Origin of the sequence: Pararhizobium sp. LjRoot255 (assembly GCF_964252905.1) — a bacterium.
In the GTDB taxonomy this organism is placed as follows: Bacteria; Pseudomonadota; Alphaproteobacteria; order Rhizobiales; family Rhizobiaceae; genus Pararhizobium.
Genome location: NZ_CAXUPQ020000001.1, coordinates 3,194,791 through 3,213,043 on the forward strand (window position 1 = coordinate 3,194,791; position 18,253 = coordinate 3,213,043).

At 61.7% G+C, this 18,253-nt stretch carries 18 protein-coding genes; 11 read left to right on the forward strand and 7 right to left on the reverse strand.

Going from position 1 to position 18,253, the window contains the following annotated elements:
• Positions 1-12 precede the first annotated feature (12 nt).
• Positions 13-732, reverse strand: coding sequence for an aspartate/glutamate racemase family protein (locus ACSQ2W_RS15335; RefSeq protein WP_436087021.1), 720 nt, complete (start codon positions 730-732; stop codon positions 13-15).
• Positions 733-905: 173 nt separating this feature from the next.
• Here ACSQ2W_RS15335 and ACSQ2W_RS15340 point away from each other — a divergent pair, with 173 nt between their 5' ends.
• Complete coding sequence (locus ACSQ2W_RS15340) at positions 906-1,370, forward strand: Lrp/AsnC family transcriptional regulator (RefSeq protein ID WP_436087022.1); 465 nt, start codon at positions 906-908, stop codon at positions 1,368-1,370.
• Between the two features lie 26 nt (positions 1,371-1,396).
• Here the strand turns inward: ACSQ2W_RS15340 and ACSQ2W_RS15345 are convergent, their stop codons facing one another.
• Positions 1,397-2,455, reverse strand: coding sequence for an SDR family oxidoreductase (locus ACSQ2W_RS15345; RefSeq protein WP_436087023.1), 1,059 nt, complete (start codon positions 2,453-2,455; stop codon positions 1,397-1,399).
• Positions 2,456-2,551: 96 nt separating this feature from the next.
• Between ACSQ2W_RS15345 and ACSQ2W_RS15350 the strand changes: the two genes are divergently transcribed.
• Positions 2,552-3,457, forward strand: coding sequence for a LysR family transcriptional regulator (locus ACSQ2W_RS15350; protein ID WP_436087024.1), 906 nt, complete (start codon positions 2,552-2,554; stop codon positions 3,455-3,457).
• Between the two features lie 89 nt (positions 3,458-3,546).
• Entirely contained in the window at positions 3,547-4,839 is a 1,293-nt protein-coding gene (locus tag ACSQ2W_RS15355; protein ID WP_436087025.1) for an NAD(P)/FAD-dependent oxidoreductase, read from the forward strand.
• 25 nt (positions 4,840-4,864) lie between these two features.
• On the opposite strand, the gene ACSQ2W_RS15360 is transcribed toward ACSQ2W_RS15355, so the two are convergent.
• On the reverse strand, positions 4,865-5,314 hold the full coding sequence (locus ACSQ2W_RS15360) for a hypothetical protein (RefSeq protein WP_436087026.1): 450 nt from the start codon (positions 5,312-5,314) through the stop codon (positions 4,865-4,867).
• Between the two features lie 424 nt (positions 5,315-5,738).
• On the opposite strand from ACSQ2W_RS15360, the gene ACSQ2W_RS15365 reads away from it, so the two are divergent.
• The 7 genes from ACSQ2W_RS15365 (at position 5,739) to ACSQ2W_RS15395 (ending at position 12,243) form a co-directional block, all read left to right on the forward strand.
• Positions 5,739-6,008 (forward strand): hypothetical protein, encoded by a 270-nt coding sequence (locus ACSQ2W_RS15365; protein WP_436087027.1) that lies wholly within the window; start codon positions 5,739-5,741, stop codon positions 6,006-6,008.
• A gap of 138 nt (positions 6,009-6,146) precedes the next feature.
• Positions 6,147-7,583 (forward strand): multicopper oxidase family protein, encoded by a 1,437-nt coding sequence (locus tag ACSQ2W_RS15370; protein ID WP_436087028.1) that lies wholly within the window; start codon positions 6,147-6,149, stop codon positions 7,581-7,583.
• Positions 7,584-7,616: 33 nt separating this feature from the next.
• On the forward strand, positions 7,617-8,057 hold the full coding sequence (locus ACSQ2W_RS15375; protein ID WP_436087029.1) for a DUF411 domain-containing protein: 441 nt from the start codon (positions 7,617-7,619) through the stop codon (positions 8,055-8,057).
• A 200-nt stretch (positions 8,058-8,257) separates the two neighbouring features.
• Positions 8,258-8,470: a GDCCVxC domain-containing (seleno)protein gene (locus ACSQ2W_RS15380; RefSeq protein ID WP_436087030.1), complete on the forward strand. Its 213-nt coding sequence runs from the start codon at positions 8,258-8,260 to the stop codon at positions 8,468-8,470.
• A 260-nt stretch (positions 8,471-8,730) separates the two neighbouring features.
• Entirely contained in the window at positions 8,731-9,381 is a 651-nt protein-coding gene (locus tag ACSQ2W_RS15385) for a TetR/AcrR family transcriptional regulator C-terminal domain-containing protein (RefSeq protein ID WP_436087031.1), read from the forward strand.
• Positions 9,382-9,429: 48 nt separating this feature from the next.
• Entirely contained in the window at positions 9,430-10,449 is a 1,020-nt protein-coding gene (gene ilvC / locus ACSQ2W_RS15390; protein WP_436087032.1) for a ketol-acid reductoisomerase, read from the forward strand.
• Positions 10,450-11,019: 570 nt separating this feature from the next.
• Entirely contained in the window at positions 11,020-12,243 is a 1,224-nt protein-coding gene (locus ACSQ2W_RS15395) for a PLP-dependent aminotransferase family protein (RefSeq protein WP_436087033.1), read from the forward strand.
• Here the strand turns inward: ACSQ2W_RS15395 and ACSQ2W_RS15400 are convergent.
• Positions 12,240-13,910: a M20/M25/M40 family metallo-hydrolase gene (locus ACSQ2W_RS15400; RefSeq protein ID WP_436087034.1), complete on the reverse strand. Its 1,671-nt coding sequence runs from the start codon at positions 13,908-13,910 to the stop codon at positions 12,240-12,242. The two genes, ACSQ2W_RS15395 and ACSQ2W_RS15400, sit on opposite strands and share 4 nt — an antisense overlap.
• Positions 13,911-14,070: 160 nt before the next feature.
• On the opposite strand from ACSQ2W_RS15400, the gene ACSQ2W_RS15405 reads away from it, so the two are divergent.
• Positions 14,071-14,487, forward strand: a complete 417-nt coding sequence (locus ACSQ2W_RS15405) for an Lrp/AsnC family transcriptional regulator (RefSeq protein WP_112846249.1) — start codon at positions 14,071-14,073, stop codon at positions 14,485-14,487.
• Positions 14,488-14,494: 7 nt separating this feature from the next.
• Here ACSQ2W_RS15405 and ACSQ2W_RS15410 read toward each other — a convergent pair whose 3' ends face one another.
• The 3 genes from ACSQ2W_RS15410 to ACSQ2W_RS15420 form a co-directional block, all read right to left on the reverse strand.
• Complete coding sequence (locus tag ACSQ2W_RS15410; protein WP_436087035.1) at positions 14,495-15,544, reverse strand: aldo/keto reductase; 1,050 nt, start codon at positions 15,542-15,544, stop codon at positions 14,495-14,497.
• Between the two features lie 112 nt (positions 15,545-15,656).
• Positions 15,657-17,558 carry a CASTOR/POLLUX-related putative ion channel gene (locus tag ACSQ2W_RS15415; RefSeq protein WP_436087036.1) on the reverse strand — a complete coding sequence of 634 codons (1,902 nt, stop codon included), beginning with the start codon at positions 17,556-17,558 and terminating at the stop codon, positions 15,657-15,659.
• Between the two features lie 311 nt (positions 17,559-17,869).
• Positions 17,870-18,247, reverse strand: coding sequence for a DUF4189 domain-containing protein (locus ACSQ2W_RS15420; RefSeq protein ID WP_436087037.1), 378 nt, complete (start codon positions 18,245-18,247; stop codon positions 17,870-17,872).
• Positions 18,248-18,253 lie beyond the last annotated feature (6 nt).

An 18,253-nucleotide genomic window follows, 5' to 3' on the forward strand; every position in this document is an offset into this window, starting at 1 on the left:
ATTGCGACGGCGTCAGGCCGCCTGTTGGCCAGGCTGCGATAAACCTTTCAGCGCGAAATCAACGGCCGCTTCGGCGTGGATCGCGGTGGAATCAAAGCCGGGCAGGGGCAGGTTGTGCGGATCGAGGATCAGGCAGATCTCGGTGCAGCCGAGGATGATGGCGTCGGCGCCCTCACTTTTGGCGTGCTCGATGACCGTCATGAGCGCCTGGCGGGAGGTGTCGAGGACGGCACCGGCGCAGAGTTCGTTGAAGATGATGTCGTGCACGAGGGTGCGGTCCTCGGCGTTCGGAACCATGACCTCGATGCCACGCGCCGCCATGTGGCCGGTGTAGAAGCCGTGTTCCATCGTGTAGCGCGTAGCCAAAAGCAGCGGGCGCTTGACGCCGGCGGCCTTCATGGATGCGGCGGTCTCGTCGATGATGTTGATCAACGGAACCGAAATGGACGACTGAACCGCGTCGGCGATCAAGTGCATCGTGTTGGTGCAGATCAGCACGCAGGATGCGCCTGCCGCCTCAAGGCCTTGCGCGACCTCGGCGAGGCGCTTGGCGGCATCATCCCAGCGGCCGGCCTTCTGAAGGTCGACGATGCTCTGGAAATCGACGGAATGCAGCATGACTTCGGCCGAATGCAGGCCGCCGAGGCGTTCGCGCACGGCTTCGTTGATCATGCGGTAATAGACTGCCGAGCTTTCAAAGCTCATTCCACCGATGAGGCCGATCTTGCGCATGAGGCTGTTCCTGTCCTGTCTTGTTTTCTGATGCAGGGATTGTCGCCCGGAGCGAGCGGAAAGTGTTTGCTTTGTTTAGTGACATCGCGACCGTTTGCGCGTATTTTTTGCATTAATGCCTAATATCGTGCAAATTTATCGCGTTTGTGCTACTTTAATGGGGAGGGAATGGCGTGCTGGACGAAAGAGACCGGAAGATTCTGTCATTGCTGCAGGAGGATGCGAGCCTTTCTGTCGGCGACCTCGCCGAAGGGGTGAGCCTGTCGCTCTCGGCCTGCTCGCGGCGCATCCAGCGGCTGGAGGAGACTGGCTATGTCGCGCGCCGCATCGCGGTGCTCGATCGTGACAGGATGGGTATTCCGACAACCGTCTTCGCCCTGATCAAGACCGCCCATCACTCCGACGACTGGATCGACCTCTTCCGTAAGGTGATCGCCGATATTCCCGAGATCGTCGAGGCGCACCGGCTGACCGGCAATTACGACTACATCCTGAAGGTCGTGCTGCCGCGCGTCGAGCACTACGACGTGATCTACAAGCAGATCGTCCGCAAGGTGGAACTGTTCGACGTCTCGGCCTCGATCTCGATGGAGGTGCTGAAGAGCGGGATGGCGGTGCCGGTGGAGTATGCGCGGTAGGGGCGGCACCGCTTTCGCCTTTGAGCTCACGGAATAATCCGCTGTTCCCGCATCTTGCGGAAGACCGACAGGAACATCTCGTCGGACTGCACATAGCCATGGAATCCCAGTCGGCGCGCCTTCGTGCCGTCGGCGAAGAAGTCGTAATTCCAGCCGAACACCGCGTCGCCGAAGGCCCAGGAGGAGACTGCTTCATAGGGGTGATCGGCAAGGCCGTATTTCTCTTTCATCTGCTGCCAGAGTCCAGCCTTGTCCGCCATCACGACCTTGAGCGACATCGGGAGAGGAGCGGCGGTTTCCATCTCGAAGAAGCGGCCAATCTTCGGCCACATCTCGTTCCAGCGGAAGAGATCGCCATTGGCGATGTTGAAGGCCTGGTTGGCGCATTGCGGATTGGTGGCGGCCCAGACGGTCGCCCTGGCGAGCAGTCCGGCGTCGGTCATTTCGAGCAGCGTATCGTAGGCGCCTGGTTTGCCGGGAAAGCGCAGGGGCAGGCCGCGTTCCTTCGACATAGAGGCGTAGAGGCCGATCACCATGGCAAGGTTCATCGGATTGCCGGTGGCGGTGCCGATGACAACGGAGGGGCGCAGCGCCGACCAGGTCCATGATTTGCCCTGTTGCCGGGTCTGCAGGAACGCCTGCTGGTCCATGTTGAATTCGGGCGGCATATGGTTGTCTTCGTCTTCGCGGGCCGGTGTCTTGAAGGGCCCGAGATGGGCGCCGTAGACCTTGTAGCCCTGCATCAGGCTGACGTGCTCAAGGCCCGGTGCCACGCGCTCGACGGCGGTGACGACATTCACCAGCATGGCCAAATTGGGCTCGACCAGTTCGGCCCAGGTGGGACGGTCTTGATAGGCGGCGTAGAAGATATGCGTCACCGTGGTGAGGTCACTCGCCTTTCGTGCGACATCCCCAGGATCGAGCAGATCAACCGAGATGTGCCGGATTTTTCCGGTTGAAACGCCACCGCGGCGGGACAGGCCGATGATCGCCCAGTCGTCGAGCGTTTCGAGATGGCGGGCGAGGTTGCCTCCGATGACGCCCTGGGCGCCGACGATGAGGGCGGTTTTGTGCTGGTCACGCATGACGATCTCCTGATGTCCTGATGGAGGAGATATGGACGCGGCGCGATTTCGGAACTAGACAGCAGACAAGCACAGGATTTGTGAGGTGAAGTCACAATGGCACGGCTGGACGTCAATCGATCGGGCGAGATGGAGGTGTTCGTGCGGGTTGTCGATCTCGGCGGCTTTTCGGCGGCTGCCCGCCACTTCGCCATGACGCCGTCGGCGGTCAGCAAGCTGGTCTCGCGGCTGGAGGCGCGGCTCAATGCGCGGCTTGTCAACCGCTCGACCCGCAAACTGCAACTGACGCCGGAAGGCTGCCGCTACTATGAACATGGCGTGCGGGTTCTGGCCAATCTCGACGAGGCCGAAAGCGCCGCGGCCTTGGCCGACAGTCCGAGCGGGCGGATTCGTGTCAGCTGCAACATTCCCTTCGGGAGGCATATCCTGTTGCCGGTGCTGGCGGACTTCATGGCACTTTATCCGGATGTGTCACTGGACCTGTCATTAACCGATAGTGTCGTCGATCTCCTGGAAGACCGCGCCGATGTGGCCGTTCGGGCAGGGCCCCTGAAAAGTTCGGCGCTGATGGCGCGCAAGCTTGGAACGGTGAAGATGCACATCGCCGCGGCACCCGGCTATATCGAGCGCAGGGGCGTGCCGCACTATCCCGACGACCTGCAGAAACACAATCTGCTCGGACCGAGTTACGTCCGCGCTACCGGCGGCTGGCCTTTCGTTGCGGGCGGCGTCAACCTGACGATCAAGCCGGCGGGGAACATCCAAGCCAGCGACGGCGAGGCCTTGCGCGAGCTTGCGCTTGCCGGGGCAGGGCTGGCACGTCTTGCCGACTTTCAGGTGCGGGAGGATTTCGTACGTGGAGCGTTGACGCCGGTGCTCGAGGCCTTCACGGCGACGGACAGCGAAGATGTGCACGCGGTCTTTCTCGGCCAGGGCGGTAATATGCCGGCGCGGGTGCGGGTGTTCCTTGACTTTCTCGCCGCCCGCTGCCGGGTAGGCTGAGGTCTTTCAACAGGGCAGCCATTCCGACAGAGCAGTTGTGTCGGGCCAACGGAGCGTGGACACTGCGGCGCGAAATGGAGATTGCGCAAATGCCAGCATCGAGCCGTCACCATCTGGTCGTCGTCGGAGGCGGATTCGGCGGCCTTCAGCTCGTCAACGATCTGAAAGGCGCACCGCTCGACATCACGCTCGTCGACAAAAGGAATCATCATCTTTTCCAGCCGCTTCTCTATCAGGTGGCCACGACCCTTCTGGCGACCTCGGAGATTGCGTGGCCGATCCGCCGGCTGTATCGCGACCGGCCGGAGGTGACGACGGTGCTGGCCGAGGTCGACGGTGTCGATGCGGGTGCGAAAACCATTCGCCTGTCCAACGGCACGACCGTCCCTTATGACACACTGGTGCTGGCGACCGGTGCCACTCACACATATTTCGGAAAAGACGAGTGGGAAGCGGTGGCTCCGGGTTTGAAAACGCTGGAGGATGCAACGACCATTCGAAGACGCGTGCTGCTCGCCTTCGAGCGGGCGGAAGTCGAGACCGATCCGGTGGGGCGCGATGCGCTTTTGACGTTTACCATCATCGGTGCCGGGCCTACCGGTGTCGAACTGGCGGGTATGATCTCCGAACTCGCGCAGTCCACCCTGCCGAAGGAGTTTCGCCGCATCGATACGCGCACAACGCGGGTTATCCTCGTGGAGGCCGGCCCGCGTGTTCTGCCGGGATTTTCCGAAGACCTGTCGGCCTATGCGCATCATGCTCTGGAAAAACGCGGTGTCGAAGTGCGCACCGGGCAGAAGGTAACGGCCTGCACGCAAGCGGGCGTGACGATAGACGACAATTTCATCGCGTGTCGCACCATGGTCTGGGCCGCGGGGGTTCAGGCTTCGCCGGCCGCCCGATGGCTCGGCATCGCGGCGGATCGTGCCGGCCGTGCCGTCGTCGAGAAGAACCTCACCGCGCCCGGCCATCCGGATGTCTTCATCATCGGCGATACGGCTTCGGTCTTGCGGGAGGACGGCACCGCGGTGCCGGGTATCGCGCCCGCTGCAAAGCAGCAGGGTGCTTTCGTCGCAAAGGTCATCCGAACCCGGCTGAACGGCCAGGCGGAGCCTGCCGGTTTCCGCTATCGCCACCAGGGCAGCCTGGCAACGATCGGCAAGCGCTCGGCGATCATCGATTTCGGACGCGTCAGGATGAAGGGGACGCTCGCCTGGTGGATATGGGGGATTGCCCATATCTACTTCCTCATCGGCACGCGAAGCCGCTTCGCCGTTGCCTGGAGTTGGCTGTGGAGCTACCTCAGCGGCCAGCACAGCGCGCGGCTGATTACGCAGAAGGAGACCATGCGCGACAGATCCGTTGACGGGCGCGCCGAGTGAGAGGCATGGTTTCCTTGGAGCAGCGTCAGTTGTTGATGCGGGTCACGGCCCAATGCGATGAGCTGCAATCGTCATTGTCGCAGATGCCGCTCATCCAGACCGCGCCGTCCGCCAGCATGACGCCATCGCTGTTGACGAAGAGTTGGTCATATTTCTGGTGTGCAACGGCCTCGCGCGTTTCCGGCGTGACGAGGACGTCGAAATTTTCAACGAAATCGTCGGCGTTCTGAATGTCATAGCTTTCGCCATTGGCGGCGACCCGCAACGGGTATTTGGCGAGACCGGCGATCGTTGCCGCATCGCCGTTGCCCATGGCTTCCGCCAGGCTCAGCAGCGGCTCGGCAAGATCTCCGGCATTGCCGTGCAGGGCTTCGATCCGGTTATAGACCTCTTCATCGGATTGCGCCGCCGCCGGCACAGCCATCAGCATCAGGGCGGCGGACAGAAGCCTGGCGGCTTTATTCAGGTGAGGCATGAAAACTCCGGGAAGAGGGGCGTGTCGGCAGCCGCACACTAGCGGAACCGGTCTTGAAACGGAACCGGGGTGGGCGGATGCCAGGATCCATTTTGGGGTTTGTCTCTGGCTGTCTCCAATACGTTTGGCGGCGGCGCAATATTCGGCAGGATCGCGCGTGAGAACCGGTCTCAAGTTCCCAATATGTCGTGGGTGCCCACATGGCCGTGCTGGCAGGGTGGTTGGATGCGCCGCAGCGCCCGCCGCCGACCAGCCGGGCTGCGGGCGTCCGAACGCTATGAGATGCCTTCACGGCTTGTTTTTAACGCAGTTCGGCGTAATTCTTTGTGTCATGAGACACTGGTCGGCTCGTAAGCTTTTCTCCTTGCTCCTCGCGGCTTTTATCGCCGCGGGGATGAGCCTGTCGGTTGCTCAGGCAAGCGGCATGACGGCCAGGATGGCGACCATGTCCGAGATGGGCATGCCGGATCATGGTGGCTGTCAGGACTGCCCCGACCAGCCCGGTGACAACGGCATGAAGGCGATGGCCTGCGGAAGTGTCTGCGCCGCCCCGGTTCTTGCGACGCTGCCCGCTGCTGCGGTGCCCGTGTTGGTCGACGAGATGGCCGCTTTCATTGTAACGGGCGATCCGCTCCTGCACGGCAGGGCCTTGCTCCCCGATCCCTATCCGCCACGAACCTCCGACATCCGCTGATGCCTCGGCTGTCGCGTCAAGCGACCGGGCCGGGCAAGCGAAACGTATGCGCTGTTCTGCGCCGAGCGGCCGACACGGTGAGAGAAATCCCCATAGGCCGATGCGTTCCTTCATCCACGATGATTGGAAGGATCGAATGTGAATACCGAATCCAATAGCCTAGTGTCGCGCCGGGAATTGCTCCGCACCGGCGCTGGGCTCCTGCTGACCACTGCATTGCCATTGCCGGGACACGCGGCGGGGTCCAACGAGTATCGGATCGTCGCCGTCCCAGCCCGTGCACGTCTTGCTGGTGCAGGTCGTCCGGAAACCGATGTCTGGGCCTATGACGGCACCATACCGGGCTCGCTCGTGCGCCTGCGCCAAGGCGAGCCGGCCCGTCTTGTCGTCGAAAACCGGCTCGATCAGGCGACTACCGTCCATTGGCATGGAATCAGGCTGCCCAACGCCATGGACGGCGTTCCCGGCCTGACCCAGCCGCCGATCAAACCGGGCGGGAGCTTCGTCTACGAATTCACCCCGCCGGATGCGGGGACCTTCTGGTACCATCCGCACGCCAACAGTCTCGAGCAGCTCGGCCGAGGTTTGGCCGGACCGGTGATCGTCGAGGAACGCCAACCCGTCATTGTCGATCGTGATCTTCTCTGGTTCCTGGCCGATTGGCGACTGACCTCGGAAGGCGGGATCGCCTCCGGCTTCGGCAACCGTATGGAGGCGGCGATGTCCGGCCGCGTCGGCAATACGGTCACGCTGAACGGCCAAGTCTCGGAAGACGAACCGGTCCGGGCCGGAGAACGCATCCGCCTGCGCCTCGTCAATGGCTCGCTCGCCCGTATCATGGCGTTGCGCTTTGAGGGGCACAGGCCCTTGATCGTCGCGATCGACGGTCAGCCCTGCGATCCGCATGTGCCCGAGCGCCACCACATCCTGCTCGGTCCCGCCATGCGCGTCGATGTCATGATCGACATGCAGGGCGAACCGGGTCGGCGCTACGGCGTCATCGACGATTTCTATGACGGCCTGTCCTATCTGGTGACGCAGCTCGCCTACGACGGCAGTCCGCCAGTCCGCGAGCACCCTCTCGACGCCTCGCTTGACCTGCCGCGCAATCCTTTGCCGGAACCCGACCTTGCCGCGATCGAGCGTCACGACCTGACCCTCCAGGGCGGCATGATGAGCGGCATGGGTGGCATGCAGGGCGGGGGGATGATGCATGGAATGATGGGCATGGTCGGCAGTCCGACATGGGCGATCAACGGCATGTCGATGTCAGGCGACGGCCATGCCGGAATGGAGCCTGCCCTGACATTCCAACGCGGCCGCAGCGTCATCCTCACGCTGCGCAACGAAACCGCCTGGTGGCATCCGATGCATTTCCATGGGCACAGCTTGGCGGTGCTGAGCCGCAACGGCAAACCCGTCCCGCATCGCCAGTGGCAGGACACCGTGCTGATGGCACCGAAGGACGTCGTCGAGGTCGCTTTCGTCGCCGACAATCCCGGCGACTGGATGCTGCATTGCCATGTCATGGATCACCAGATGGCAGGTCTGATGACCGTGCTGCGCGTTGCTTGAAACCAGCACTTATTTATCCAAGGAGAAACCGAAATGAACCGTACAATCCGTTTCGCCAGCCTCACCGCTCTCATCGCCTTCGCGACACCGGCGATTGCCGAGCCGCTTCAGGCGACCCTCTACAAGAACCCGCAGTGCGGCTGCTGCGAGGGCTATGCCGCCTACCTTCGCGACAACGGTTTTGAGGTCGACGTCAAGCCTACCAACGACCTCCTCGAGATCAGCCACAAGGCGGGCGTGCCGGAAGGGATGGAAGGCTGCCACACGATGTTCATCGACGGCTACGTCATCGACGGACACGTGCCCGTGAACGTCGTCCGCAAGCTCCTCAGCGAGAAGCCCGCGATCGCCGGCATCACCCTGCCGGGAATGCCGATGGGATCGCCCGGCATGACCGGGACCAAGACTGAAAAATTCGTGATCTACACCGTCACCAAGGACGGCAAGGCACAGACCGTCTACGCGACGGAATGACGTCGGAACAGGAGGGCATTCGCATGGCTCAAATGACTGACAAGTCATTGAAAACGGATGGCCGAAGGACGGCCGTGCCACGGCGTTGGCTGCTCCCTGGAGAATTTGCCGGTGCTCGCCCGTATCGGCTGACACGCAAACGACGGACGTTGAGTGTTGAGAAAATTCGTTCTCGGCGCGCCGCGTAGAAGGTGATGGCAATGAGTGCTGTCGTTCTCGAATCCGTTTTGACCTGCCCGCGTTGCGGCTTCACCAAGCTGGAAACCATGCCCACGGACGCCTGCCAGTTCTTCTACGAGTGTCTCAACTGCAGGACTCTGCTGCGCCCCAATCCGGGGGAATGCTGTGTGTTTTGCTCGTTCGGTTCGGTGAAGTGTCCGCCGGTCCAGCATGAGCGCAGATGCTGCAGGTAGGGGCGGGCGGTTTCTCGTTTTTGAGGCGTCCGTCGTCGGGGCAATCCCGCTATTGGGTGGCAACTGCCACCAGGCGTCGACCGCGCCGACATTCTGCCCAGTAATCAAGATGTCCTCGACCAGATGGCGGCGGTGGGGGCGTGAATGTTGGCGGAATGACTCAATTAAGTCCCCTTATTAAGAGGAGCCTTGACCGCCTTCCCGATTTGCGGCATAACCGGCGAACCGTACCGTACGGTACTGTCACTGGAGTCGGATTTTTGCCGCTTGCCACCCACCCGCATCAGCCGGATTATTCGCCGCGCCAGAACGCCGTTCTGGACAGCGCGTTGCGGCTGCTTGTCGATGGCGGCGAGAAGGCCTTGACGACCGCCGGCGTGGCGCGGGCCGCCAACTGTTCGAAGGAAAGCCTCTACAAATGGTTCGGCGATCGCGACGGCTTGCTTTCGGCGATGATCGGCTTCCAGGCAAGCAAGGTCCGCACGTTCGAAGATAACGCCGAGGCATTGACGGAAGTCACGTTACGGGAGCATCTGGTTCTCTTCGCGCGTGACCTCTTGGAAGTTCTGGCCGGCGACGTGTCGCTGGCGCTGAACCGGCTGGCGATCGGGCAGGCGAGCCGGGAAGGCTCCAAGCTTGGATCGATGCTGCAGGAACGCGGCCGGCGGCAGGTCGGCAAGCGGGCAGGGGCGTTGCTGGAAGCGGGACGTCGTGCCGGGTTGCTTGCGTTCGATGATCGTGACGAGGCCTATGACAGGCTTTATGGGTTGATCGTTTCCGATCTGCATCTGCGCATGCTGCTCGGCGAGGATAGCGGCCGTATGGCCAAGGATTTCGGACGGAGAGCGGAGCGGGCGGTTTCGGCCTTCCTTCGCCTCTACGGCCGCGAAAAGGGTTCGGTCCAGTCCTGAGGGCGGCCGGAAAGACTTAAAGAGACAAGCAAAGGGAAGGAAAATACAATGCGCGTCTATTACGATCGTGATGCCGATCTCAACCTCATCAAGTCCAAGAACGTCGTTATCGTCGGTTATGGTTCGCAGGGCCGTGCCCATGCGCTGAACCTGAAGGATAGCGGTGCCAACAACGTCGTCATCGCGCTGAAGGCCGGTTCGGCCACCATCAAGAAGGCCGAAGCCGACGGCTTCAAGGTCATGACCGTTGCCGACGCCGCCAAGTGGGGCGACCTTCTGATGATGGCGACCCCGGACGAACTGCAGGCCGACATCTACAAGGCTGAAATCGCCGGCAACATCCGCGACGGCGCTGCCATCGCTTTCGCGCACGGCCTCAACGTTCATTTCGGCCTGATCGAGCCGAAAGACACGCTCGACGTCGTCATGATCGCGCCGAAGGGCCCGGGCCACACGGTTCGCGGCGAATACCAGAAGGGCGGCGGCGTTCCTTGCCTCGTTGCCGTTGAGAAGAACGCTTCCGGCAACGCGCTTGACCTTGCTCTCTCCTACGCCTGCGGCGTCGGCGGCGGCCGCTCGGGCATCATCGAAACCAACTTCAAGGAAGAGTGCGAAACCGACCTCTTCGGCGAACAGGTCGTTCTCTGCGGCGGTCTGGTCGAACTGATCCGCGCCGGTTTCGAAACCCTGGTCGAAGGCGGATATGCGCCGGAAATGGCCTATTTCGAGTGCCTGCACGAAGTGAAGCTGATCGTCGACCTGATCTATGAAGGCGGCATCGCCAACATGAACTACTCGATCTCCAATACGGCGGAGTGGGGCGAATATGTCACCGGCCCGCGCATCATCACGGCAGAGACCAAGGCTGAGATGAAGCGCGTCCTGCACGACATCCAGACCGGCAAGTTCACCTCCGACTGGATGCAGGAATACCGTTCGGGTGCTGCCCGCTTCAAGGGTATCCGCCGCATGAACGACAACCACCAGATCGAAGAAGTCGGCGCCAAGCTGCGCGGCATGATGCCGTGGATCGGCAAGAACAAGCTGGTCGACAAGGCCAAGAACTAATCTTTGCTGCAAAGCAACATTTGTGTGTTGCGCCTGCTCTATACTGGGCGCCGGAGAGAGATCTCCGGCGTTTCCGTTTTGTCTGTACCCGACAACCGTAATATTTGGAATATTTAGGCTTTTGCAGTATTCTTTTTGACAGGAGGATACTGCGATGGAGACCTTCTTCTACCATTTCGCCTTGTTCGACGCCTTGATCCTCGGCGCCATCGTGTTGCTGCTGGTCCTCAGCATGTTCGGGCACCACGAGGCCTGATCAATCTTCCGGAACTGAGGCGGACAATGACCGTAAGCGCAGCGGGCGCGATCAAGCCGCGTGCCTGTCCTTGTGAATTGTCATCCCCCGAATTGGCTCCATTTCGCGCATCTCGCTCTTTCCGATCAAGCTTCCGCAACCTTCGCACATGACCGTGACCCGCTGGGCAATCCCGTCATCGACTCGTTTGGCCATCACCATCGGCCGAATAGGGAGAGAAAAGGTAGTTCCATGTCGAAATATAGGTCAGTATTATTGACTTAATAAACCAGCCGTGTTGTGCTCCGGCAAAAGCATAACCTGAGGAAACTTCCATGCTCGATTGGGAAAAGATATTCGCGACGCGGTCTTCACGGATGCGCGCTTCGGAAATCCGTGAACTTCTGAAACTCTTGGACCGGCCGGACATCATCTCCTTTGCCGGTGGCATTCCCGACCCGGCGCTGTTTCCGGACGAGGACTTCAAGGCTGCCTATGCCGATATCTTCGGTGGTCCGGCCGTCAGTGCCGCCCTGCAATATTCGGTGAGCGAAGGCTACCTGCCGCTGCGCCAGTGGCTTGCCGGCCGCATGGCCGCTATCGGCATTCCGTGCGAAGCGGAAAACATCCTGATCACCTCCGGCTCGCAGCAGGCGCTAGACTATCTAGGCAAGCTCTTCCTGTCGCCGAACGATACGGCGCTGGTGACATGGCCCACCTATCTCGGTGCATTGCAGGCCTTCAACGCCTATGAGCCGGCTTACGACCAGCTGTCGCCCTCCGGCAACCGCACGCCGCAGACCTATCGTGATGTTGCGGCGGAAGCCGGCGGACGGGTGAAGTTCGCCTATATGTCGGCCGAATTCGCCAATCCGACCGGTGAGACGCTCGACCTTGCCGCCCGAAAAAAGGTGCTGGAACTCGCCGAAGAACTCGATATCGCCCTCATCGAGGACGCCGCCTACCAGTCGCTGCGGTACGACGGCGAGGCCGTGCCGCCGATTCTTTCGCTCGAGATCGCCCGCAAGGGCTCGATCAACGAAACCCGGACGATCTATTGCGGCAGTTTCTCCAAGACGCTGGCGCCCGGCCTGCGCGTCGGCTGGGTTTGCGCCTCCAACCCGGTGATCCGCAAGTTGGTACTGATGAAGCAGGCGGCCGACCTGCATTCCTCGACCATCAACCAGATGGCGATCTGCCATGTCGCCGAACGTGGCTTCGACAAGCAGGTCGCCAAGCTCAAGGCCGTCTACAGCAAGCGGCGTGACGCCATGCTGGCCGCCCTCGCCAAATACATGCCGGCGGATGTGAGCTGGACGGCGCCGGAAGGGGGCATGTTCGTCTGGCTGACCTTGCCGGCCGGCATGGATGGTGCCGAGCTGCTTGCCAAATCGCTGGCGACGGCAAAGGTCGCCTTTGTGCCAGGCAAAGCCTTCTTCGCGGATGGTTCCGGCGCGAATACCTGCCGTGTCAGCTTCTCCTGCGCCGACGAGGCGATGATCGAGGAGGGGATTTCCCGCCTCGGCGGGCTGATCGGCGAGGAGGCTCTGGCGGCCTAACTCTTGTCTTCGAGGCAGGCGACGGCCGCCTCGAAAATCACATCCGGGAGCACGTCGAACGCATAGGTCATTTGGACGCGCTCCCATTTCTGATGATAGTCGCGGCCCCATGGGCCGATATTGACCACCGGATAGGACAAAAGCCCGTCCGGTGCCTCGTCGACGAAGGCCGAACATGGCGTGTTGCTGGACAGAATGTGTGTCTGTTCCGTGGCCGCACGGTGTCCGAAAAAACTCATATCGGAGATGCCGGCGAAGAACTGCTTTGCCTTGATGCCCGTCCCGTGCCGTTCCGCGCATCTTTCGGCGGCCGACATCACGTTTTGCTCGAAAATGCGGCCTGCCGTTCCGGCGCTGTCCAGATGGACCCGCGGATAGTGCAGGGTGGAGAAGCCGATAATCACCAGCGGCCCTTCGAGGCCCGCTTCCGTAAGCGTCGCCGCGACGATCTGGCGGGTGGTCGACAGCGGGTCTTCGCCGCTTGACAACGACTGATCGAGCGCGTTTAGCCGATCGGCCGCGGCCTGTCTGCCATGAGCGACGGCCAGTTCGTGCAATTCGGCGTAGGACAGCACTCGCCCCTCGTGTGATCCGGCGTGACCGGTGCCTTGCCGGTCGAAGAAATTCTTCGCATTGCGTGTCTGCGCATCGAGTGCCGTTCGCATGGCGGCGGCGACGAGCGCGCGGAATTCGTTGAGCACGTCTTCTGGCGTGCGCCGGTGCGTCAGCCAGTTGAACGACAGCCAGACATGCGCGGGTGTGGTGACTTCGTAGCCGTGGCGCACGTCATTCGCCTCCAGGCAGACCGGCGCGGGCGAAAGCTCGCCGTGAGCCTCGTCGCAAAGCGCGCTGTTGATTTCCATGGCGCGCATGATTTCGGCACCGATCAGATGCGCGCTGACGCCGTTGAAGGCATATCCGGCGTGGGTCGGCCGGCCGGCGACGAAGGCGAAGGGCGAGAACTTCCCGACCGAGCCCAGATAGACGGCGCGGCCTTCCGTTCCGTCGCCATAGTCGCCGCTGGCGTCCAGATTGATGCCGCCGATGATGTCGAGGTCGAATTTTTCGGCGATTGCCGGCAAGGCGTCTCGGAACGTGCGCATGCCGCGCGACCGGTTCTCTTCGTCCGGCGTGGCAACAAACAACAGGTTGCCGGGCGGTTCATCGCGTCCAGCAAACCGCTCGAGTGCGGCGATACCGGCTGCGAGACCACTTTTCATGTCGAGCAGGCCGCGACCAGCGAGGAAATCGCCGCTCAAGAGGTCGATGAGCGCCTTTTCCTCCGCCGGGTTGCGTGCCTTGTTCGACAATTCCTCGATCAGAGCTTTGGTAAGCGCTTCCGGCTCGCAGGCGAGCGAGGCCAGCGAGCCGTAATTGGCGATCGAGACGGTATCGAAATGTCCAGCCAGCACGAGGCATCGGCGGCCTTTGCCGCGCACCAGCGCCAGTACGTTCTGCCGGGTCGGGTCGCCATGGCTGTCCAGCGCCAGCAGTTGCTCCGGATGCCTTCGGAAATAGGGGGTGTCGCCGAGTAGCGCCATCAGCCGTCCGGAAAAGGCGGCCTCGTCATCGCTCTCCGTCACACTCTGCCAACGGGTCATTTCAATGGACAATTCGCCGGCGCGCGATAGCGGATGAGGAATCGTCGAGGGGTGGTTGGACAGCATTTGATTGATCCTCCGGAGAGACTGCTAGGGCCTGCATTGATGAGGCTCACAAACACTAGCGGGCCGTTCGATGAAGCGAAACGGCAATATTATGGAAATTTGCTTGATATTTTTGTCAAAATGACATGATCGTTTAGCGAATTGATAGAGGCGAGGCTTCATGGACACGATCGACCGGCGTTTGCTGGCAATTCTCAGAACGGATGGCCGCGCTTCGATCTCGAAGCTGGCGGAGTTGCTGAAAATTTCGCGCGGAACGGTACAGAACCGGATCGACCGGCTGACCGCCGAGGGGATCATTGCCGGGTTCACGGTGCGGATAGCGGCGGCGGAGGATCCGCACGCGGTTCGTGCGGTAATGCTGATCGAGATCACGGGTCAGAAGACGGTATCGGCGATCAAGATGCTGCGCGGCATCCCGGAAATCCGCGCGCTGCATACGACCAACGGCGCCTGGGACCTCGTTGCCGAGATCCAGACGGAGAATTTGGCAGAATTCGACCGCGTGCTGCGTCATATCCGGGCAATGGACGGGGTGTCGAAATCGGAAACGAGCCTGCTGCTGACGACGATTTGATTCGGAATCAGATATAAGGTCCGAGCAGCGACAAATCCGCTTCACCGAGCCGGTCCTTTGCCGTACGCAACTGGTGCCAGTAAGGGTAGAGCACCGGCGGGGCGCTGACCTTGTCGAGGCGCTGGCGTTCTTCATCAGACAGAGTGAGGTCTGCTGCGGCAAGATTGTCCTTGAACTGGGCTTCGGTGCGGCCGCCGATGATGACGGAGGTGATGGCCTTGCGGCCGATCAGCCAGGCGAGGGCGATTTGCGCGGCGGAGACGCTGCGGTTTTCAGCAATGTCGACAAGGGTATCGACGATGGCCCAGAGGCGGTCCTCGTCGCGGATCGGCGGCTCGTCCCAGCCGGCGAGCTGGCGTGATCCTTCCGCCGTCCTGTTGCGCCGGTGTTTGCCGGAAAGAAGGCCGCCGGCCAGCGGGCTCCAGACGAGCACGCCGAGGCCCTGGTCGATCGAGACCGGCAGGAGTTCATATTCGGCGTCGCGCGATTCGAGCGTGTAGTGGATCTGCTGGCTGACGAAGCGCGGGCGCCGGTCGGCAGCGCTGACGCCAAGCGCCTTCATGATGTGCCAGCCGGAGAAATTCGAGCAACCGATATAGCGGACCTTGCCTTGGCGCACGAGCATGTCGAGCGCTTCCATGGTTTCCTCAAGCGGCGTCTGGCCGTCCCATTCGTGCAACTGATAGAGATCGATAACGTCGGTTTTCAGCCGCTTCAAGCTCGCTTCGCAGGCGCGGATCAGATGGTGCCGGGAGGAGCCTGCGTCGTTCGGGCCGTCGCCCATCGGGAACCGGGCCTTGGTTGCGATCAGCACGCCGTTCTTGCGTCGGCCGCCGGTGATTTCACCGATGATTTCTTCCGACACGCCTTGCGAATAGACATCCGCCGTGTCGATCAGGTTGACGCCGGCATCGAGGCAGAGATCGACAAGCCTGCGCGCCTCGTTGACGCCGAGGTCGCCGACGGTCCTGGCCCAGCCTTTGCCGCCGAAGGTCATGGTGCCGATGGTCAGTGTCGAAACCTTGAGGCCGGAGCGGCCGAGAAGACGATAGTCCATGATGATAGCCAATCGATTTGAGAATGCGAAGACGCGGCGAAACTAGGGCAGTTCGGCGAAAAGGAAAGGGGCGGCGACTGGAAAAGCCGTCGCCCTGTTCTGTCGTTGTTGCCTAGTTCCTGGCGAGGACGATGAGGCGGTCGGTCTCGCTGTAGAGCAGCTTTTCCGACTTCCGCGGATTGACCGTAACGCCGCCGAGCTTGCGCAGATCCGGATTGTCGTCGCGCTGTCGGCGATAGCCGATGGCCACTTCACCGCGGCGCAGGGCCGCCAGGCAAATCGTGTAGAAGGTGACCGGTTCACCGATCGCCACATAGTCGCTGACCGGGCGCATGTAGATTTCCGATCCATCCTCGTCGAGCAGCTCGTCGAAGATAGCCGCCATCGACTCGTTCTCGGAAGCCTGCGCCAGCATCAGGCTGACGAGCTTGTTGCTGACGACGAAATCGTCGGCGCGGGTCACTTCCGCCAGCTCCCGATTGCGCACGTCGGTCATCTCGCTGACGACGCTGATGTGCCGGCCAGCCTGTTCGGCGATCTTGCGCAGTTGCAGCAGCGTCACCAGCGTGCGGGTATCGGCGGGCTGCGGTGCCATGTGGTCGCTGTAGCCGAGAACGAGAACATGGTCGTAACTCGGAATATCGAGCGCATCGAGTTCGGCACGGTTGCTCGTATCGATGATGCGGTAGTCGACGGTCATATTGTCGTTGGCAACCTTGAGGGCTTTGATGTCGTCTTCCAGTTCCGGCGTGTCGGCTGCGATCGTGAGGAGCGAGCCGGGGGCGACGTAGCGCGACAGCTCGAAGGTGATGACCGATCCGCGACGGTTCCAGCCGAGCAGCAGCGTCCGCTCCGGTCTCGGGTCGCGTGCTTGCGCGGGCAGGATGGCATCCTTCTCGATACGGATTTCGTTGGTCCCGGATTTGATTGCGGCATCGTCCTCGGCGATGATGACGGCGCGTTCGCCCTGTTTGAAGAGGCGGCCGCGTGGCGGATTGAGATGCACCTTGCCCTCTTCGTCGCAAAGCCCGATCAGCGTCGAGGTCTCGTAGGCCATGACGGCGGCGGCAAAGCTCTTGCCGGTGATGCCGGGCTGCTCCAGCGTGTAGATCTCGCAGCCGTCGAAATCGAGCAGTTCAGAATAGACGGCGCTCAAGCCCGACTGTCGGCTGGAATGGACCACGATGCGGGCAATCAGGTTATCGGCTAGAATGAGCTGCAACTCGCTGCCGCCGACGATGCGGGCGACATCGGCGTTCTTACTGTCGCGAATTTCGGCGGCGATCTGATAGGGTCTGGCCCGGCGGTTAGGATCGTTGACGAGCGCGAGCACGCTCTTGATCACCTGCGAATCCGGATCGTCGCCATCCGGCGAAAGCACGATGACGGAGCGGGATGTCTGCGGATTGACGATGCTGAGGTCGTAGAGATCGGTCGGGTCGCCGCTGCGGCAGATGATCTTGGTGTTCTTCAGGTCAGCCACCTTGGTGGCGATCTCGTCCTCCATCTCCACCTTGTCCTTGTTGGCCATGATGACGATGCGCGGCTTCCTGCGACTGCTATTGGCGATGACCAGTTCGGAGATGACGTCGAAGATCGACGGCGACCAGTTGAGGATGATGGTGTGGTCATTTTCCAGAACCTGGGAGCGCCCCTTGCGCAGGTCCTCAAGCTTGTTTTCGAGGCCGGAGCTCAGCACGCCGATCAAGGCCGAGAAGACGAAGATGCCGGCGATGGTGACGAAGAGCGAGACGCCGCGGAAACTCCAGCCGACATCTCCGCCCATGGTTCCGGCATCCATCGTCCGCATCAGCGATTCCCAGGCGCCTTCAACGAAGCTCACCGGCTGACCGCCTTCCGGCGCAATCTGCGTGAAAGCGAGAAAGGTCCCTGCGACGACAATGACGATAAGCGAAATGACCGCCAGCCAACCGATCAGCGCGATCGGTCCTGCGGCCATGCTCTTGTCGAACTCATAGCGCAGCCGCGCGCCCCATGGCGTACCCTGTTTCATCGATTTCTCCTGGCCCCGCATGCTGCGCCCCGCTCTCGAATCGCAGGTATTTCTAATATAATCAATAGGTTTAGGCCGCCGCGGGCCAATCCCCCCAGATATGTTCAACTGCCCGGAACATGTCGACGCGGATCAGCAAGGGATACCGTTGCAGTTTGGAATGCTGCGCCTTTGAGAGGGAGCGCCGGTCCTGATGTCGCGCAGACCGGGGCAGGGCATCAGGGCCTTCCCCCCACGACAGCGGTTCCTCCGGGGCCACGGACGTTCATCATCCGGCAGGTATGGCTGTTGTGTGCATACCCAGCTTGCGGTCAGTGTCCGCCGGAACACTGCCAGCGGATCACCTCGCAACCGTAGGAATGACTGGAACATGCGGCCACGGCCGCTCTTTGGGCCTGCCTGCGTCCAGGCGCCCAGTCTGCGCCCCAGCCGTCCGGTCCGCGTGCCACCGCGCCACAGGCGTTCTTGAACCAGATCGCCACGCGACAATCGCCGGCATACTTGTAGCAATGGGATTGCGCCACCTCCTCGGCCTTCCACCGCGACGCGTAGTCGTGTGACCAGCCCGTTGCCCCCGTCGCCGGCGACAGAGAGATTGCGCCGAAACTGTCGGCATGGGCCGCGGCGGCGCCCGTGAGAAGAGCGATCATGATGAGCGCGGCTTCCAGTGTTGATTTCCAATGTGGCATTGCGGT

Excerpts from the sequence above, each read along its gene's own strand:
- ACSQ2W_RS15335 (WP_436087021.1), bottom strand. The coding sequence starts at position 732 with ATGCGCAAGATCGGCCTCATCGGTGGAATGAGCTTTGAAAGCTCGGCA.
- ACSQ2W_RS15345 (WP_436087023.1), bottom strand. The coding sequence starts at position 2,455 with ATGCGTGACCAGCACAAAACCGCCCTCATCGTCGGCGCCCAGGGCGTC.
- ACSQ2W_RS15350 (WP_436087024.1), top strand. The coding sequence starts at position 2,552 with ATGGCACGGCTGGACGTCAATCGATCGGGCGAGATGGAGGTGTTCGTG.
- ACSQ2W_RS15355 (WP_436087025.1), top strand. The coding sequence starts at position 3,547 with ATGCCAGCATCGAGCCGTCACCATCTGGTCGTCGTCGGAGGCGGATTC.
- ACSQ2W_RS15360 (WP_436087026.1), bottom strand. The coding sequence starts at position 5,314 with ATGCCTCACCTGAATAAAGCCGCCAGGCTTCTGTCCGCCGCCCTGATG.
- ACSQ2W_RS15365 (WP_436087027.1), top strand. The coding sequence starts at position 5,739 with ATGACGGCCAGGATGGCGACCATGTCCGAGATGGGCATGCCGGATCAT.
- ACSQ2W_RS15375 (WP_436087029.1), top strand. The coding sequence starts at position 7,617 with ATGAACCGTACAATCCGTTTCGCCAGCCTCACCGCTCTCATCGCCTTC.
- ACSQ2W_RS15380 (WP_436087030.1), top strand. The coding sequence starts at position 8,258 with ATGAGTGCTGTCGTTCTCGAATCCGTTTTGACCTGCCCGCGTTGCGGC.
- ilvC (WP_436087032.1), top strand. The coding sequence starts at position 9,430 with ATGCGCGTCTATTACGATCGTGATGCCGATCTCAACCTCATCAAGTCC.
- ACSQ2W_RS15395 (WP_436087033.1), top strand. The coding sequence starts at position 11,020 with ATGCTCGATTGGGAAAAGATATTCGCGACGCGGTCTTCACGGATGCGC.
- ACSQ2W_RS15400 (WP_436087034.1), bottom strand. The coding sequence starts at position 13,910 with ATGCTGTCCAACCACCCCTCGACGATTCCTCATCCGCTATCGCGCGCC.
- ACSQ2W_RS15405 (WP_112846249.1), top strand. The coding sequence starts at position 14,071 with ATGGACACGATCGACCGGCGTTTGCTGGCAATTCTCAGAACGGATGGC.
- ACSQ2W_RS15410 (WP_436087035.1), bottom strand. The coding sequence starts at position 15,544 with ATGGACTATCGTCTTCTCGGCCGCTCCGGCCTCAAGGTTTCGACACTG.
- ACSQ2W_RS15415 (WP_436087036.1), bottom strand. The coding sequence starts at position 17,558 with ATGAAACAGGGTACGCCATGGGGCGCGCGGCTGCGCTATGAGTTCGAC.
- ACSQ2W_RS15420 (WP_436087037.1), bottom strand. The coding sequence starts at position 18,247 with ATGCCACATTGGAAATCAACACTGGAAGCCGCGCTCATCATGATCGCT.